19 protein-coding genes are annotated in these 16271 nt (G+C 69.0%); 7 read left to right on the top strand and 12 right to left on the bottom strand.

All coding sequences use genetic code 11. The features are described from left to right. Window positions 1–75 precede the first annotated feature (75 nt). On the bottom strand, window positions 76–1329 hold the full coding sequence (locus tag Q7J39_RS08245; RefSeq protein ID WP_304822680.1) for a UbiH/UbiF/VisC/COQ6 family ubiquinone biosynthesis hydroxylase: 1254 nt from the start codon (window positions 1327–1329) through the stop codon (window positions 76–78). 158 nt (window positions 1330–1487) lie between these two features. Here Q7J39_RS08245 and Q7J39_RS08240 point away from each other — a divergent pair, with 158 nt between their 5' ends. Genes Q7J39_RS08240 through Q7J39_RS08230 form a run of 3 tightly spaced genes read left to right on the top strand, consistent with a single transcriptional unit; the run spans window position 1488 to window position 4813 of the window. Next, window positions 1488–2591 (top strand): HlyD family secretion protein, encoded by a 1104-nt coding sequence (locus Q7J39_RS08240; RefSeq protein WP_304822677.1) that lies wholly within the window; start codon window positions 1488–1490, stop codon window positions 2589–2591. Between the two features lie 6 nt (window positions 2592–2597). After that, window positions 2598–4205: a DHA2 family efflux MFS transporter permease subunit gene (locus Q7J39_RS08235; protein ID WP_304822674.1), complete on the top strand. Its 1608-nt coding sequence runs from the start codon at window positions 2598–2600 to the stop codon at window positions 4203–4205. Further along, the gene (locus Q7J39_RS08230) at window positions 4205–4813 is read left to right on the top strand and encodes a TetR/AcrR family transcriptional regulator (protein ID WP_304822671.1); all 609 of its coding nucleotides are present in this window, start codon (window positions 4205–4207) and stop codon (window positions 4811–4813) included. Before Q7J39_RS08235 ends, Q7J39_RS08230 begins: the two co-directional genes overlap by 1 nt. Window positions 4814–4958: 145 nt before the next feature. Here Q7J39_RS08230 and Q7J39_RS08225 read toward each other — a convergent pair whose 3' ends face one another. The 5 genes from Q7J39_RS08225 to Q7J39_RS08205 form a co-directional block, all read right to left on the bottom strand. After that, complete coding sequence (locus Q7J39_RS08225; protein WP_304822668.1) at window positions 4959–5777, bottom strand: enoyl-ACP reductase; 819 nt, start codon at window positions 5775–5777, stop codon at window positions 4959–4961. A gap of 10 nt (window positions 5778–5787) precedes the next feature. After that, entirely contained in the window at window positions 5788–6261 is a 474-nt protein-coding gene (locus Q7J39_RS08220) for a GNAT family N-acetyltransferase (RefSeq protein WP_304822665.1), read from the bottom strand. A gap of 116 nt (window positions 6262–6377) precedes the next feature. Continuing rightward, the gene (fabB, locus tag Q7J39_RS08215; RefSeq protein WP_304822661.1) at window positions 6378–7589 is read right to left on the bottom strand and encodes a beta-ketoacyl-ACP synthase I; all 1212 of its coding nucleotides are present in this window, start codon (window positions 7587–7589) and stop codon (window positions 6378–6380) included. Between the two features lie 34 nt (window positions 7590–7623). Then, window positions 7624–8133, bottom strand: a complete 510-nt coding sequence (gene fabA, locus Q7J39_RS08210; protein ID WP_304822825.1) for a 3-hydroxyacyl-[acyl-carrier-protein] dehydratase FabA — start codon at window positions 8131–8133, stop codon at window positions 7624–7626. 64 nt (window positions 8134–8197) lie between these two features. Continuing rightward, on the bottom strand, window positions 8198–8713 hold the full coding sequence (locus tag Q7J39_RS08205; RefSeq protein WP_370690017.1) for an SH3 domain-containing protein: 516 nt from the start codon (window positions 8711–8713) through the stop codon (window positions 8198–8200). 112 nt (window positions 8714–8825) lie between these two features. Between Q7J39_RS08205 and Q7J39_RS08200 the strand changes: the two genes are divergently transcribed. Beyond that, entirely contained in the window at window positions 8826–9812 is a 987-nt protein-coding gene (locus Q7J39_RS08200; protein ID WP_304822658.1) for a D-glycerate dehydrogenase, read from the top strand. A 130-nt stretch (window positions 9813–9942) separates the two neighbouring features. On the opposite strand, the gene Q7J39_RS08195 is transcribed toward Q7J39_RS08200, so the two are convergent. Next, window positions 9943–10686: a molybdopterin-synthase adenylyltransferase MoeB gene (locus Q7J39_RS08195; RefSeq protein ID WP_304822655.1), complete on the bottom strand. Its 744-nt coding sequence runs from the start codon at window positions 10684–10686 to the stop codon at window positions 9943–9945. Window positions 10687–10727: 41 nt separating this feature from the next. Between Q7J39_RS08195 and hslV the strand changes: the two genes are divergently transcribed. Then, window positions 10728–11276: an ATP-dependent protease subunit HslV gene (hslV, locus tag Q7J39_RS08190; protein ID WP_304822652.1), complete on the top strand. Its 549-nt coding sequence runs from the start codon at window positions 10728–10730 to the stop codon at window positions 11274–11276. On the opposite strand, the gene Q7J39_RS08185 is transcribed toward hslV, so the two are convergent. After that, window positions 11273–11650: an iron chaperone gene (locus Q7J39_RS08185; protein WP_304822649.1), complete on the bottom strand. Its 378-nt coding sequence runs from the start codon at window positions 11648–11650 to the stop codon at window positions 11273–11275. The two genes, hslV and Q7J39_RS08185, sit on opposite strands and share 4 nt — an antisense overlap. Before the next feature lie 113 nt (window positions 11651–11763). On the opposite strand from Q7J39_RS08185, the gene hslU reads away from it, so the two are divergent. Beyond that, window positions 11764–13065 carry an ATP-dependent protease ATPase subunit HslU gene (gene hslU / locus Q7J39_RS08180; RefSeq protein WP_304822646.1) on the top strand — a complete coding sequence of 434 codons (1302 nt, stop codon included), beginning with the start codon at window positions 11764–11766 and terminating at the stop codon, window positions 13063–13065. Window positions 13066–13238: 173 nt separating this feature from the next. Here hslU and Q7J39_RS08175 read toward each other — a convergent pair whose 3' ends face one another. Further along, window positions 13239–13712, bottom strand: coding sequence for a DUF2244 domain-containing protein (locus tag Q7J39_RS08175; RefSeq protein ID WP_304822643.1), 474 nt, complete (start codon window positions 13710–13712; stop codon window positions 13239–13241). A 93-nt stretch (window positions 13713–13805) separates the two neighbouring features. On the opposite strand from Q7J39_RS08175, the gene nth reads away from it, so the two are divergent. After that, window positions 13806–14504 carry an endonuclease III gene (nth, locus tag Q7J39_RS08170; protein ID WP_304822640.1) on the top strand — a complete coding sequence of 233 codons (699 nt, stop codon included), beginning with the start codon at window positions 13806–13808 and terminating at the stop codon, window positions 14502–14504. Here nth and Q7J39_RS08165 read toward each other — a convergent pair. From Q7J39_RS08165 to Q7J39_RS08155, 3 genes are all read right to left on the bottom strand, one after another. Next, window positions 14488–15297, bottom strand: coding sequence for a peptidylprolyl isomerase (locus Q7J39_RS08165; RefSeq protein ID WP_304822636.1), 810 nt, complete (start codon window positions 15295–15297; stop codon window positions 14488–14490). The genes nth and Q7J39_RS08165 overlap by 17 nt on opposite strands. Window positions 15298–15371: 74 nt before the next feature. Further along, window positions 15372–15614 carry a hypothetical protein gene (locus tag Q7J39_RS08160; protein ID WP_304822633.1) on the bottom strand — a complete coding sequence of 81 codons (243 nt, stop codon included), beginning with the start codon at window positions 15612–15614 and terminating at the stop codon, window positions 15372–15374. A gap of 44 nt (window positions 15615–15658) precedes the next feature. Continuing rightward, entirely contained in the window at window positions 15659–16216 is a 558-nt protein-coding gene (locus Q7J39_RS08155) for a DUF6886 family protein (protein ID WP_304822630.1), read from the bottom strand. Window positions 16217–16271: the final 55 nt, after the last annotated feature.

Below are 16271 nucleotides of genomic sequence, written 5' to 3'. Positions count from 1 at the left end.
CGGTGGGCGTTCGTCCAGGACGGGCCAGGCTGCGGTCGCCGTTGGATCCGTCGTCATAGCCGCGCATAGGGCCTCTTAAAGCGCCTCGCCCCGCAGCAGCCGGGGCAGGTCGCCGGAGGCTCCGCCCGCGTCGTGCATGAAGAAGCGGCGGGCGGGGCCGATGCGGTTGACCAGCGACAGGCCGGCCCCACGCACCAGGCGCAGCAGGGGATTGTCTGTGGAGAAGAGCCGCACGAAGAGATCGCTGGCGACCGCCAGGGTGATGTTGTCGAAGCTGCGCCAGCGGGCGTAGCGCTCCAGCACCAGCTCCGAGCCGATGTCCTCGCCAAGCCGGGCGGCGTCCACCAGGACTTCGGCCAGGGCCGCGGCGCCTTTCAGCCCCAGGTTCAGGCCCTGGCCGGCGATGGGGTGGATTCCGTGCGCGGCGTCCCCCAGCAGGGCGGCGCGCGGGGCGCAGAGCCGCTCGGCGAGCTGCAGGGAGAGCGGATAGGTGAAGACCGGCCCCTCGACGGTCGCCTCCCCCAGGAAGGCCCCGAACCGCCGCCGCAGGTGGGCGTGGAAAACCTCGGGCCGGGCGGCCTTCAGGGCGGCCGCCTTGGCGGTGGGTTCGGTCCAGACCAGGCTGGCGCGGTCGTCGGTCAGCGGCAGGATCGCAAAGGGCCCGCCGGGCAGGAAGTATTCGTGGGCCACGCCCTGGTGAGGCCGTGAAAGTTTCACCGTCGCCACCACGCCGGTCTGCGAATAGGCCCAACCGATGGCGTTGATCTTCGCGGCGGCCCGAACCACCGAGCTTCGGCCCTCGGCGCCCACCACCAGCGGGGCGGTCAGCACCCGGCCATCCTCCAGGGTCACCCGGGCGCAGGAGGCCTCGAAGGCCACTGATGCGACGCGGGCCGGCGCGAGCACCGTGATCCCGGCCTTGGTGACCGCCTTGGCGAGGGCGGCGCGGGAGCGCCGGTTTTCCAGCAGGTAGCCCAGGGGCTCGCCGTCGGAGCGGTCGGCGATCTCAGCGCTGTCGAAACGCAGGTAGAACGGTGAAGGATTTCCCGCCGAGGCCCCCGGACTGCGGCCGTCGGTGACCAGGATCTGCTCGATCCGCTGGGCGTGGGGCTCGATGTCGGCGGCCAGGCCCAGGGCGCGCCACTGGCGGAAGCTGGCGAAGGCGATGGCCGAGGACCGCCCATCGAAGGTCGGCGCCAGCTGGGCGTCGAAGACGATGGGGTCGATCAGGATCGGGGTCAGGCCGCCCTGCTTCAGGGCAAGGGCCAGGGTCGCCCCGGCCATGCCGGCCCCGGCGATGATCACGTCGGCGTCGAAGGTCTCGCTCATGGGCCGATATGCCGACGAACGGGTGCGGGCGTCCAGCCCCAGACGGGATCACGTGATTTTTGGACGCCTGCGTCCACTTATCCATTGCCGAGCCCCCACCGCGAATGTTTCCTGGACTCGCCGGTCTCGTCTATGCGCCGGGCGATTGGGGAATGGTGATGGCGGGCGTACCGGGCGACAGACGGGTTCCGATCCTCGTGGGGGGCGTGGTCGCCCTGGCCCTGATCGTCGGCGGCGGCCTCTGGTGGACGAACAAGCAGAGGTACGAGTCCACCGACAACGCCTTCATCGCCGCCGACAAGGTGGCCGTGGCGCCGCAGGTGGACGGCTATGTCGCGCAGGTCCTGGTGGAGGACAACCAGCGGGTCGCCGCCGGCCAGGTGGTGGCGCGGCTGGACGCCGCCAGCCTGCAGGCCAAGCTCGCCCAGGCCATCGCCAACGCCGCCGCCCTCGACGCGGCGGTGCGCGGCGTCGACGACAAGTCGGCCCTGGAGACCGCCATGATCGCCCAGCGGGCGGCGGGCGTGGATTCCGCCCACGCCCAGGCCCAGATGGCGACGGCAGAACTCAACCGTTATGGCCTCCTGGCTAGGCAGGGCTGGGTCTCGTCGCAACGGGCCCAATCGGCAAAGGCCGCCGCCAGCACCGCCACGGCGGGGGTGGCCCAGGCCCAGGCCGCCCTTGAGGCCGAACGCCGGACCGCGGAATCCCTGGGCTCGGCGCGCGCCCAGACCTTCGCCCAGGCCCAGGCGGCCCACGCGGCGGTGGATTCCGCCCGCATCGACGTCTCCCGCACCGAGATCCGAGCCCCCGTCGCCGGCGTGGTGGGCGCCAAGGCCGTGCGGCCCGGCCAATACGTCCGCCCCGGAACCAACCTGATGAGCATCGTGCCCCTGGGCCAGGCCTATGTGGTGGCCAACTTCAAGGAGACCCAGGTCTCGCGCCTGCGGATCGGCCAGCCGGTGGAGATCCGCGCCGACGCCTTCGGCCGGCAGACCATTCGCGGCCATATCGACTCCTTTGCCCCCGCCACCGGCTCGGAATTCGCCCTGATCCCGGTGGAGAACGCCGTGGGCAACTTCACCAAGATCGCCCAACGCCTGCCGGTGAAGATCGCCGTCGACCCCAAGGAGCCCCTGGCGGGCGCCTTAAGGCCCGGCCTGTCGGTGGAGGTGAAGGTCGATGTCCGCAAGGACACGGGTCTGGGCTTCGCCGACGCCGCACCCGCCGCGCAACTCGCCCGCCGCGGCGTCTCGCGCTAGCCCGCCGTGGCCGACACCGTTGTCATCGCGGCGCCCGGACCCCCTGGCGGTCACCTGACCAAGTCGGGCGAGATCGACTGGATAAAGGTGTTCCTGGGGTTCGGGGGCATGGTCATCGGCCAGTTCATGGCCGTCCTCGACGTCCAGATCGTCGCCTCCTCCCTGGCCCAGATCCAGGCCGGCGTGGGCGCCAGCGCCGACCAGATCAGCTGGGTGCAGACCATCTACCTGCTGGCCGAGGTGGTGATGATCCCCCTGGCCGCCTATTTCTCGAAGATGTGGGGGACGCGGCCGTTCTTCATGGCCGCCACCGTGGTGTTCATCGTCGCCTCGATCCTGACGGGCCTTTCCACCACCTTCGAGATGATGATCGTCACCCGCGCCCTGCAGGGCCTGGCCGGCGGCGCGATGATCCCCCAGGTGTTCGCCGCGGCGATGACGGTCTTCCCCCTGGAGCGGCGGATCACCGCCAATGTGGTGGTGGGCCTGATCGTCACCCTGGCGCCCACGGTCGGTCCCACCATCGGCGGCCACCTCACCGACGCTTTCGGCTGGCGGTGGCTGTTCTACATCAATGTGATCCCGGGCCTGTTGTCCCTGTTCCTGGTGGCCCGCTACGCCGACTTCGACAAGGGCGACCCGCGCCTGGCCCGCGGCATCGACTGGACGGGCCTGGTCTTCATGGCGGTGTTCCTGCTCAGCATGCAGTACGTGCTGGAGGAGGGCTCCGGCGACGGCTGGCTGAAGGATGACAAGATCCTCGGCCTGGCCCTGCTGGCTTTGCTGTCCGGCGCGGCCTTCGTCTGGCGTCAGCTCACCTATCGCCAGCCCATCGTCTCGCTGGCGCCCTTCAGCGACCGCAACTTCCTGATCGGCACGGTGATGAATTTCGTGTCCGGGATGAGCCTCTATTCCGGAACCTTCGTCCTGCCCCTCTACCTGGCCCAGGTGCGCGGCTATTCGCCGGGCCAGGTTGGCACCACCATGCTGGTCTCGGGCCTGGCCATGTTCCTGGCCGCCCCCATCGCCGGGCGGGTGATCCGCGCCATGGACCTGCGCATCGGCATGGTGCTGGGCTTCTCCCTGGTGGGGATCGGCCTGGGCCAGGGGGTCCACGTCGGGTCCGACTGGGGCTTCAACGAGTTCCTGGTGCTGCAGGTCTGCCGGGGCCTGGGGGCGATGATCGCCATGATCGCCGCCTCCCAGATGAGCATTTCCACCCTGCCGCTCAGCATGATGAAGGACGGTTCTGGACTGCTGAACCTGATCCGCAATGTTGGCGGGGCGGTGGGGCTGGCCATGGTGACCACCATCCTGTCGCGGATGAGCGCCGTCCACCTCGGCGCCCTGTCGGCCTCGCTCAACAGCGGCAGCATGGAGGCTCAGGAGATGATGACCCGGCTGGCCGGGATGATGGAGGCGTCCGGGGCGCTGGATCCGCAGGGGGGCATGTACAAGATGATGGGGATGATGCTGCACCGGCAGGCCCTGGTGATGGCGTTCGCCGACGTCTTCATGTTCCTGTCGGCCGGCTGCGCCGTGGCCGTGGTCCTGGCCGTGCTGGCCCGGCCCGTCGCCGCCGCCCCACCGTCACCGCCCGGCGGAGATCACTGATGCCCCGGGTGGCCGGACAGATCGATCTCGCCAAGGGGGAGGCCATCCTCGACGCGGCCGTCGAGGTGCTGGGCGAGCGGGGCCTGGCCGCCTCCATGGAGGAGGTGGCGCGCCGGGCCGGGGTCTCCAAACAGACAATTTATAATCACTACGGCTCCAAGGCCGAGCTGATCCGCGCCCTGGTGGATCGCCGGGTGGCCGACATCACCGCGCCGCTGGAGATGCCCGGCGCCGACGAGCACCCCGAGGCCACCCTGGCCGGCTTCGCGCGCACCATGCTGCAGGCGATCATCAGTCCCCGGTCGACGGCGATGATGCGCCTCTACATCCAGGGCGCCGGCGAGGCGCCAGATGTCGCCCGCGCCGTGTTCGAGGCCGGGCCCAAGGCCTCCCGCGCCCGCCTGGCCGCCTTCCTGGCCCGCGAGACCGCCGATGGGCGCCTGGCGGTCGACGACCCGGCCATGGCCGCGGAGTTCTTTGGCGGCATGGTGGTGGGCACCTACCAGCTGGCCGACCTGCTGGGGGTGGACCGGGGTCTGACACCGGCGCAGATCGACGCCATCGCCGCGGAGGCCGCCCGCCGCTTCATGCGGGCCTATTCGGTTTAGGCCGCGGCCCCAGTGTCATCCCGGTTTTCGCGGCACGCGAAAGACCGGGACCCAGAAGCACAGAATCTTCCTGGATGCCCCGCGCATATGGGTCCCGGACAAGCCCTGCGGGCTTTCCGGGATGACACATCTGGTTTCGCGGCGCCTACGGTTCCGACCCGATATCGTCGGGCAGGCCGATCATGTGGAAGCCGGCGTCCACATGCACCACCTCGCCGGTGGTGGAGCGGCCGAGGTCCGACAGCAGCCACAACGCCGTCCCGGCCACGCCCTCCATGGAGGTGTCCTCCTTCAGCGCCGACATGGCCCGGCCCTGGGAGAGCTTTTCCCGGCCGCCGGCGATACCGGCCAGGGACAGGGTGCGCATGGCGCCGGCCGAGATGGCGTTGACGCGGATCTTCGCCGGCCCCAGGTCGCGGGCGGCGTAGCGCGTCGCGGCCTCGAGGCCAGCCTTGGCCACCCCCATGGTGTTGTAGTTGGGGATCACCCGCTCCGAGCCCAGATAGGTCATGCAGATGATCGACCCCCCGTTCGGCATCAGCCGCGCCGCGCGCCTGGCGCAATCGACGAAACTGAACACCGAGATGTCCATGGCCTGCAGGAAGCCCGCCCGGGTGGTGTTCTCCACGAAGGAGCCCTTGATCTCATCCCTGGGGGCGTAGGCGATGGAGTGGACGAAGAAGTCGATCGTCCCGAGGTCGGCCTCGATCTTCGCGAAGGCCGCATCCATCTGGGCGTCGTCGGTGGCGTCCACGGCGACGACGGTCTTCACGCCGATGGAGTCGGCCAGGGGCTGCACCCGGCGCTCCATGCCCGGCAGGTGCAGGAAGGCCAGCTCGGCCCCCTGGGCCGCCAGCTGGGCGGAGATGCCCCAGGCGATGGACTGGTGGTTGGCGACGCCGATGACGACGCCCTTCTTGCCCTTCATCAGCTCGCCCCTGGGCAGGTCGTAGTCCTCGGCCACGGCGGTTCTCCTAGAGTTTGATACGGTAACCCACGTGGCTCTGGTCAAAGCCCAGCCGGTCGTAGAAGCGGTGGGCGTCGGCGCGGGTCTTGTGGGTGAACAGCTCCACCGCCTGACAGCCCCGCGCGCGGGCGGTTTCCAGCGCCCATTCAATGAGTTGCTGGCCAAGGCCCTGGCTGCGAAGGGCGGTGTCGACGCGGACCCCTTCGATGAGGGCCAGGTCGGCGCCCTGGTTCGACAGGCCGGGGATGAAGGTCATCTGCAGGCAGCCCACCACCGCGCCGTCGAGTTCGGCGACGGTAAGAATGTTACCGTCGCTGGCCTCGATGCGGTCGAAGGCGGCGTCGTAGCTGGCGGGCAGCGGGTCTTCGAACCGCTCGCGGCCGGAGCCGAGAGGATCGTCGGCCAGCAGTTCGACGATCCGCGCCACGTCCTGCCGGCGGGCGGGGCGGAAGGTGATTTCTGAGCCGTCGGTCTTTCCCACCGTGTCATCCCGCATGCAGCGGCGAAGCCGCGGAAGTGCGGGACCCACCGATTCCTCCGGCAAGCCCCGCGCGTCTGGGTCCCGGTCTTCCGCTGCGCGGAAACCGGGATGACAGCCTAGACCTTGGCCATCACCAGGCAGCCGTTGGTGCCGCCGAAACCGAAGCTGTTGGACATCACCGTCTCCACCTGCTGGTCGAGGCGCTTCCTCAGGATCGGCAGGTCGGCGAAGGCGGGGTCGAGGTTCTCAATGTGGGCGCTCTCGGCCAGGAAGCCGTTGTTCAGCATCAGCAGCGAATAGATCGCCTCCTGGGCGCCGGCGGCCCCCAGGCTGTGGCCGGTGAGGGACTTGGTCGACGAGATGTGGGGCGCCTTGTCCCCGAAGACCGCGCGCACGGCCTCCATCTCCTTCATGTCGCCGACCGGCGTCGAGGTGCCGTGCGGGTTCAGGTAGTCTATTCGGCGGCCGCCGAGGTCGGCCATGGCCAGGTTCATGCAGCGGGCCGCGCCCTCGCCCGAGGGGGCGACCATGTCGAAGCCGTCGGAATTGGCGGCGTAGCCGACGATCTCGCCGTAGATCTTGGCCCCGCGCGCCTTGGCGTGCTCGTACTCCTCCAGCACCACCAGTCCGGCGCCGCCGGCGATGACGAAGCCGTCGCGGGCGGCGTCATAGGCGCGGCTGGCCACGGCCGGGGTCGCGTTGAAGTTGGAGCTCATGGCGCCCATGGCGTCGAACAGCACCGACAGCGTCCAGTCGAGCTCTTCCGTGCCGCCCGCGAACACCACGTCCTGCTTGCCCATCAGGATCTGCTCGTAGCCGACCCCGATGCAGTGGGTTGAGGTGGCGCAGGCCGAGGAGATGGAGAAGTTCAGGCCCTTGATCTTGAACCAGGTGGCCAGGGTGGCCGACGGGCCCGAGCTCATCGCCTTGGGCACCGCGAAGGGGCCGACGCGCTTGGGGCCGCGGGTCTTGGCCGTCTCCGCCGCCTCGATGATGGCCCGGGTGGAGGGGCCGCCCGAGCCGACGATCAGGCCGGTTCGCACATTGGAGACCTCGGCTTCTTCGAGGCCGGAATCGGCGATCGCCTGTTCCATGGCGATATGGGCGAAACCGGTGCCCTGGGCCAGGAAGCGGGCCGCGCGGCGGTCCACCAGGGTTTCCCAGTCCAGCTGCGGCTTGGCCTCCACCTGGCTGCGGAAGCCCAGTTCGGCATATTCCGGAGCGGCCCGGACACCCGACCTGGCCTCGCGCAGCGAGACGAGAACCTCATTGGCGTCCACGCCAATGGAGGAGACGATACCGATACCCGTAATGACGACGCGGCGCATGTTTGCTCCCAGATCCGGACGGCTTTTTGCCGCTTTACCGTTGGTAGAGACCGACGCGGAGATCCTGCGCCCAGTAGATAGGAACGCCGTCGGCTTCCAGCACACCGTCGCCGATGCCCATGACCAGACGACGGTTGATGACCCGCTTCATCTGGACCTTGTATGTGACCTTCTTGATGTTCTGGGTCACTTCGCCCCCGAACTTCACCTCACCGCAGCCAAGCGCACGGCCGCGGCCCTTGCCGCCGATCCAACCCAGATAAAAGCCCACGAGCTGCCAGAGCGCGTCGAGGCCAAGGCTGCCCGGCATGACGGGGTCGCCGATGAAGTGGCAATCGAAGAACCAGAGGTCCGGATTGATGTCGAACTCGGCCTCGATATAGCCCTTGCCGTGCTCGCCGCCCTCGTCGGTGATCTTGGTCATCCGGTCGAACAACAGCATCGGCGGGGCCGGAAGCTGGGCGTTGCCCGGCCCGAACATCTCACCGCGCGCACAGGCCATGAGATCTTCGTAGCTGTAGTTGTCCTTGGCTTTCACGCCCATGGTCATGCAGGTGGCCTTCCGGCTTTCAAAGAGGGTCAGGGCCTATCAGAGCCGGCCGCGTCGCTCAACGGCATTGGGGCTTGTCGTCGGTTCCCCAGAGTTCAGACGCCGGCGCCCACCCCGACACGCCGTCCACCCGGAGCTTGCACCAAGCCTTGCTGTCGCAGCGAACCAACGCGGCCAGGGCGCGGGCGTTCAAAAAGGCGTGTACCGCGGCGGTGGGCTTGGGCGCGCCGCGCAGGGCCAGGGGCGTTGCTTGCGTGCGCATCACCATCCGGCGGCCGTCGGTGGTGCGCCGGTGGACCCAGGCCAGGCCGCGCTCCGGATCGCAGATCCGCCGCCACTCGGTGTTTTCCGCCACCACCTGCACCGGCAGGCCCTTGACCCGGTAGACCCACAGTAACCTGTGATCGTCGCCGGGGCCGGCGCGGGCGTTCACCTCGCCGAATTTCAGCGCCACATAGCGCGGAACCGGCAATCCGGAGGGGGTCGGGCGGTCCGCCGCGACGGCCATCTCGACCACCCCAAGGCTCCAGAACAGCACCGCCGCAAAGATCGGCGCCCACGCCCGTGCGCTCATCGCCGTTTCCGCCTCGCCTTGGCCGCTCATATGCCCTTTGCTAGAGGTTCATCTCACGGCGCGCCAGTCACCCCCGCGCCGCATGCCCTTTTTCGAGTTCCGCAAACCGCCCATGCCCGCCCGAAAACCCAAAGTCATCGTCACCCGAAGGCTCCCCGATCCCGTGGAGACCCGGATGCGCGAGCTGTTCGACACCCAGCTCAACCTCAGCGACGAGCCCCTGGATCGCGCGGCCCTGGCGGCGGCGGTGGCGAGCGCCGACGTCATCGTCCCCACCATCACCGACAGGATCGACGCCGAACTGATCAGCCAGGCCGGCGACCAGTTGAAGCTGATCGCCAATTTCGGGGCCGGCGTGGACCATATCGACGTGGCCGCCGCCAATGCGCGGGGCATCAGCGTCACCAATACGCCCGGCGTCCTGACCGAGGACACCGCCGACCTGACGCTGGCCCTGATGATGGCGGTGTCGCGGCGCATCGTGGAGGGGGCCAATGTGGCCCAGGCCGGGGGCTTCACCGGCTGGGCGCCCACCTGGATGATGGGCCGCCGGATTTCCGGTAAGCGGCTGGGAATTATCGGCATGGGCCGCATCGGCCAGGCCGTGGCGCGCCGGGCCAAGGCCTTCGGCATGCAGATCCACTATCACAACCGCAAGCCGGTCAGCCCCCGCATCGCCGAGGACCTGGAGGCCACCTACTGGGAGAGCCTCGACCAGATGCTGGCCCGGATGGACATCATCTCGGTCAACTGCCCGCACACCCCGGCCACCTATCACCTGCTGTCGGCCAGGCGCCTGAAGCTGATGCAGCCCCACGCCATCCTGGTGAACACCGCCCGCGGCGAGATCATCGACGAGGGCGCCCTGGCCGACCAGCTGGCCAAGGGCGAGATCGGCGGGGCGGGCCTGGACGTCTTCGAGTTCGAGCCGGCGATCAATCCCAAGCTGCTCAAGCTGCCCAACGCGGTCCTCCTGCCCCACCTGGGCTCGGCCACGGTGGAGGCCCGCACCGAGATGGGCGAGAAGGTGATCATCAACATCAAGACCTGGATGGACGGGCACAAGCCGCCGGACCGGGTGCTGACCTCGATGCTGTAGGGCTAGGTCATGGTCCCCAGGCAGATTTCCGAGACGAACAGGCCGGTCCGGCCAAGCTGATTATATTTCATGGGGTCGCTCCTGCCGCCGCCTCACAGCTAGGCCCGCCCTGTGACGGGGCGCAACCGGGTCAGGGGTGGCCGCCGCAGACCTCGCACTCAGGGTCGGGGCCGATCTTCACCGTCCGGGTCTCGCCAGACAGCCCGTCATAGATCAGCAGGCGGCCGGTGAGCGGGTCGCCGGCCCCGGTCAGGACCTTGATGGCCTCCAGCGCCATCATCGAGCCCACCACGCCGGCCAGGGCGCCCACCACGCCGACCGCCGAGCAGGTCTCGGCCTCGGGTGGAACCTCCGGAACCAGGCAGCGGTAGCAGGGGGCGCGGCGGAAGACGCCCACCTGGCCGGTCCAGCGGCCGATGGCGCCCGAGACCAGGGTCACATGCTCGGCCACGCAGGCGGCGTTGACGGAAAAGCGGGTGGTGAAGTCGTCGGTGCCGTCCAGCACCAGGTCGCAGCCGCGCACCAGGGCGCGCGCATTGGCCTCCTCCAGGTGGACTGGGACCCGCTCGATGTTCACGTGGGGATTCAGGGCGCTGAGCCGGTCGGCGGCGGCCTCGACCTTGCAGCGGCCCACGTCATCCCCCGTGTAGATCACCTGGCGCTGCAGGTTGGAGACGTCGACCTTGTCGGGGTCCACCAGAACCAGGGTCCCGACCCCGGCGGCGGCCAGGTAGAGGGCGGCGGGCGCGCCCAGGCCTCCGGCCCCGACGATCAGCACCCGGGCGGCCTTCAGCCGTTGCTGGCCCGGCCCGCCCACCTCGCGCAGCACCAGGTGGCGGGCATAGCGTTCGACCTCGTCGTCGGAAAAACTCATCGACCTTGACCTGGACCCTTCGCCTGCTCACATCGGCGGACATGAGCAATCCTAGCAACTTTCCCGACTGGCACGGCACCACCATCCTGGCCGTGCGCAAGGACGGGCACACCGTCATCGCCGGCGATGGTCAGGTGTCGATGGGCCAGACGATCGTCAAGGGCAACGCCCGCAAGGTCCGCACCCTGGCCGGCGGCAAGGTGATCGCCGGCTTCGCGGGCGCCACGGCCGACGCGCTCACCCTCATCGAACGCCTGGAAGCCAAGCTGGAGCAGTATCCCGACCAGCTGGCGCGGGCCTGCGTGGACCTGGCCAAGGACTGGCGCACCGACCGCTATCTGCGCAAGCTGGAGGCCATGCTGCTGGTGGCCGACAAGAATAACATTTTCACCGTCACCGGGGTCGGCGACGTGCTGGAGCCGGAAACCGGTGTCGCGGCCATCGGCTCGGGGGGCAACTATGCGCTGGCCGCCGCCCTGGCCTTCATGGAGACCGACAAGAGCGCCGAACAGGCGGCGCGGGACGCCATGGCGATCGCCGCCAGGATCTGCGTCTACACCAACGGCAATCTGACGGTGGAAGTGCTCTAGCGCGTCTTCTTCGCCGCCCGCGCCGCCGCGGCGGCCTCGTCCTGTTCGATCCGGCGGGCGACGATGTCGGCGATCAGCTGCGGCGGTAAAGGTTTCTCCGGCTGGAAGCGGATCGCGCCCTTGCTGGTCTGGTAGCCCGTCAGCCGGTCGGCGAATTCCGCCACCAGGCCGCTGGGATAGAGGGCGCAGTGGGCCTTGCCCGCGGCGAACCAGACCAGCACCCCCTGGCGACGGACGGCGGGCATGCCATAGCTGATACATTCGACAGCCCCCGGCGCGGCGGCCAGGATCTGGCGGCGCAGGACCTGCAGCGCCGCGCGCTGCGGCTCGGGCACGGTGGCGAGGTAGGCGTCGGTGTCGGTGGGCGCCGGCATCTCATGTCTCCGGGTGGGTCGTCCTGGCCAGGGGACGAAGGGCGCGGGCGGAATCCGACGCCGGCGCGCCGCTTCGGCTTGAACCGTGCAAATCGTACCTATCTAACGGCGCTATGACCGAATTCTCACCGCGCGAAATCGTCTCCGAACTCGACCGCTTCATCGTCGGCCATCCCGAGGCCAAGAAGGCCGTGGCCGTGGCCCTGCGCAACCGCTGGCGCCGCCGCCGGGTGCCCGAGGCCCTGCGCGACGAGGTGACGCCCAAGAACATCCTGCTGATCGGCCCCACCGGGGTCGGCAAGACCGAGATCGCACGCCGGCTCGCCCGCCTGGCCCAGGCCCCGTTCCTGAAGGTGGAGGCCACCAAGTTCACCGAGGTCGGCTATGTCGGCCGCGACGTCGACCAGATCGTGCGCGACCTGGTGGAGATCTCGCTGTCCATGGTGCGCGACAAGCGCCGCGCCGCCGTCCGCGCCAAGGCCGAGGCCGCCGCCGAAGAGCGTATCCTCGACGCCCTGACCGGCCCCGGCTCCACCGCCGCCCGCGAGAGCTTCCGCAAGAAACTGCGGACCGGCGAGCTGGACGACAAGGAGGTCGAACTGACCCTGGCCGACACCGGCGGTGGCGCAGGGATGTTCGAGATTCCCGGCCAGCCCAATATGGGCATGCTCAATCTCGGCGAGATGATGGGCAAGGCCTTCGGCGGCCGGACCAAGACCCACAGGACGACGGTGGCGGCGGCCCACGCCCCGCTCATCGCTGAGGAAAGCGACAAGCTGCTGGACCAGGAGGCCCTGACCCAGGAGGCCATCGAGCTGGCCGAGAACAACGGGATCGTCTTCCTCGACGAGATCGACAAGGTGGCCACCAGCCGGGAGCGCTCCGGCGGCGCCGACATCTCCCGCGAAGGGGTGCAGCGCGACCTGCTGCCGCTGATCGAGGGGACCACGGTCTCCACCAAGCACGGGCCGGTGAAGACCGACCACGTGCTGTTCATCGCCTCGGGCGCCTTCCACGTGGCCAAGCCGTCGGACCTGCTGCCCGAGCTGCAGGGCCGGCTGCCGATCCGGGTGGAGCTGAAGCCGCTGAGCCGCGACGACATGCGCCGCATCCTCACCGAACCCGAGGCCAACCTGATCGCCCAGCACCAGGCGCTGCTGGCCACCGAAGGCGTGACGCTGACCTTCACGGCCGAGGCCATCGATGCGCTCGCCGACGCCGCGGTGGCGGTGAACAGCTCGGTGGAGAACATCGGGGCGCGGCGGCTGCAGACCATCCTGGAGAAGGTGCTGGAGGAGATCAGCTTCACCGCCTCGGACCGCTCGGGCGAGACCATCGGCATCGATGCGGACTATGTGAAGACCCACGTCGGCGACCTGGCCAAGGACGCCGACCTCTCGCGGTTCATTCTGTGATGGCGAGGGCCTAGCCCCCTCCGTCACGCGCCTCTCGGCGCGCGCCACCTCCCCCGATACGGCCTGCGGCCTGGGGGAGGAATGAAGAGCGTCTAATTCCTCCCCCAGCGCGAAGCGCGGTTCGGGGGAGGTGGGTCGGCGAAGCCGAGACGGAGGGGGCTAGGGCCTATCCGCTAAAATCTTGCCCGCCTTGCCGAGTAGATGGCGCCCTCCAGGGCCTTGGCGAATTCGGCGCGTTCGGCGGGGCTGAGCGCCCGGGCCACCGGGGCCTCCTTGCCCGAGAGCGCCAGGCGCAGGTCGATGGCGTGATCGTCCTCGGTGAGCAGGGTGACACGGGTGAAGGCGGTGGGGCTTTCCCACATCAGCTTCTTCCAGGTCGGCGTCTCGCGGAACACCTGCACCCGGCGGGACGTCACCAGCACACGCTCGATCTGCTTGGCGGCGGCGAAGCTGACCAGGAAGGCCACGATGATGGCTACCAGGTCCAACCCCAGGAACATCGGCACGAAGACCGCGCCCATGGACATGAAGATCGCCGCCGAGGCGCAGTTGAGCAGGGTCAGCACCGTGATCAGCACGACGAAGCCGCGCTGAGAGAGCGACCGGTTGGGCCGTATTTCGGCGTCCATGAAGACCAGATCGTCCATCGCCCGCCGACATTAAGCGATTTGCGGACCTCCAAACAGATGCGACGTGCGCGGGGCCTTGGCGAAGCAGCCCGCACCGGGCGATGGTCGGCCATGGTCAAGCAAGCGCCGGCGAGAAGGAAACGCGTGAGTCCCGCCGAACAGGCCCGGGTGGAGGAAATCTTTCACCGTTTCCTGGCGCTGAGCGACGATCCCCGCACCGAGCTGAACTATGCCAGCCCCTATGAGCTGGTGACCGCCGTGGCGCTCTCGGCCCAGGCCACCGACGTCTCGGTCAACAAGGCCACCACCCGGCTGTTCGCCGTCGCCGACACCCCGCAGAAGATGCTGGCGCTCGGCGAAGAGGGGCTGACCCCTTTCATCGCCTCCATCGGCCTCTTCCGCACCAAGGCCAAGAACGTGATCGCCACCGCCCAGATCCTGGTGGAGCAGCACGGCGGCGAGGTGCCCCTGGAGCGCGAGGCCCTGATGGCCCTGCCCGGCGTTGGCCGAAAGACCGCCAGCGTGGTGCTCAACGAGCTGCGCATCGAGCCGGCCATCGCCGTGGACACCCACGTCTTCCGGGTCTCCCACCGGCTGAAGCTGTCGGCGGGCAAGACGCCAGACCAGATGGAGGCCGACCTGATGGCCCTCGTGCCCGAGCCCTATCTGACCCGGGCCCACCACTGGCTGATCCTGCACGGCCGCTACACCTGCGTGGCGCGCAGGCCCAAGTGCGAGGAATGCCCCCTCGACGACCTCTGCCCCTCGAAGATCCTGTTCGTCGGAGCCGCCGCTACGGTTCGACCCTGACCGGAACCTCCAGGTCGCAGATCGAGAAGTCCGCGCCCTTGGCCACACGAGCCTGCCGCACCAGCGACCGGAAGGCCGGGCTGTCGTCGCGCAGGATGGAGAGCCGGGGCCGCTGGGCCTCCGGGATATCGGCGGCCACCCGGACCTTCAGCATCAGGTCGGGCTTGGCCGGCGGCTCGCCGATGGCGATCAGGCTGTTGACGTCGGCGCCCACGACGATCTTGCCCCAGACGGCGTAGTCGCGGTCCAGCCGTCGGCTCGACCCTCGCATGAAGAAGATTTCGCTGTTGCCGGTGTTCTGCGCCGCCTGCCGGCCCAGGCCGGCGACCCCGGGACAATAGGCGCCCCAGGCGCGGATCGTCCCGTCGGTGGCGCGCAGCGCCTCCTTTCCCGAGACCGTGGCGATGGGAACCGACCCCAGGAAGCCCAGGGTGGCGTCCGACGGCGCGGCGACGGCGCGGTAATCGGCCATCCTCAGCTTGAAGCTGGCCTCCAGGGGCAGGTCGGGATGTCTTGAAACCCCGCCGTCCTTGTTGTCGGGATTGCCGGTCTGATTGACGAACCCGTCGATCACCCGGTGGAACTGCAGGCCGTCATAGACGCCTTCCCGGGCCAGCAGCTTCACCCGGGCCACGCCCAGCGGCGCCATGGCCGGCGCCATCTCGACGATCATCCGGCCCTTGGTGGTGTCGATCACCAGCAGGTTTTCAGGGTCGAGGGCGCGCCAGTCGGGGGCCGGAGCGGCGCCCAGGAGGCCAAGCGCGAAAAAGGCGGCGGAGAGCTTACGGATCATGTGACCCAGTGAAGCTTCTCCGCCGCCTCTCGCCAAGCCGATCTTTTGCGAAGACCAGCCCTAACTGGGGCCGATCAGGTGATGCGCTTGACGCTCACCGGGTCGCTGCCCGGGAAGCTTTCTTCCAGGCCTTCGTCCAGCAGCGCTTCCTGCCGGTCCTCGGCCTCGTGCTCGCGGTCGGCGAGCTGGTCGGGCTTTTCGCCGTCCTTCAAGGGCGCGACCTTGCGGGCGTGGGGCGCCTCGGTTTCCTTGACGCTCTGCTTGTCGCTGGCCGCGCGACTGGCGTCCTTGGCCTTGTCTTGATTGAGAATGCCCATGTGCAGGTCCTCCAAACGCTTGGCGGATAGTCCGCCTCGGCGACCTAACGTGTGGGCGCGTCCGGGGTTGCGGCCCAACCTTGAGCATGCCGCAGGCGCACCCCGCTGGCGTGCAGGCTCGAGGACCAGACGTCGCGCAGCGGGACCAGGCTCTCCATCAGCCGCAATTCGACGCCGTGACGCGCAAGCCAGGCCGGCAGGTCGCTGAGGGCCTCGACAGCCAGCGGCGTCACCGCCTGGCGCGACACCCACATGCCGGCGTCGGCCAGATCCTCAAAACCCTCGATGGGCAGCTCGTAGCGGTAAATCGGCTCGCGGCTCAGCCGATCGAACCAGGCCTGTTCCACATGGGCGATCATCGCGGCATCGCTGGCCCCGAACCACCGGTCGCGATCCTGCGCCGTCGTCGCGGGGGTTTCCCACAGCAGGATGCGCGGGCAGTCGCGGGGAAAGAAGTAGAGCGGCTGGGTGGTCTCATCGATCGCCCAGACCAGGGGCCCGTTCAGCCAGTCCCGCCCCGGCGGGCGCGCCGAGGGAACCCGGACGGGCCTGGGGACAAAGCATTCGATGCCCGGATCGTCGCTGAAGTGAAAAAGCCGCATGCCCAACCCTGTCCAAAGCCCGCCCCGCGTTGCTCAAGCTTGTCTTTCCCTGTAG

Origin of the sequence: Phenylobacterium sp., from assembly GCF_030651185.1 — a bacterium.
Lineage (GTDB): Bacteria > Pseudomonadota > Alphaproteobacteria > Caulobacterales > Caulobacteraceae > Phenylobacterium.
The sequence above is the reverse complement of the archived record's forward strand: the minus strand, read 5'-3'. Positions and strand labels throughout refer to the sequence as shown.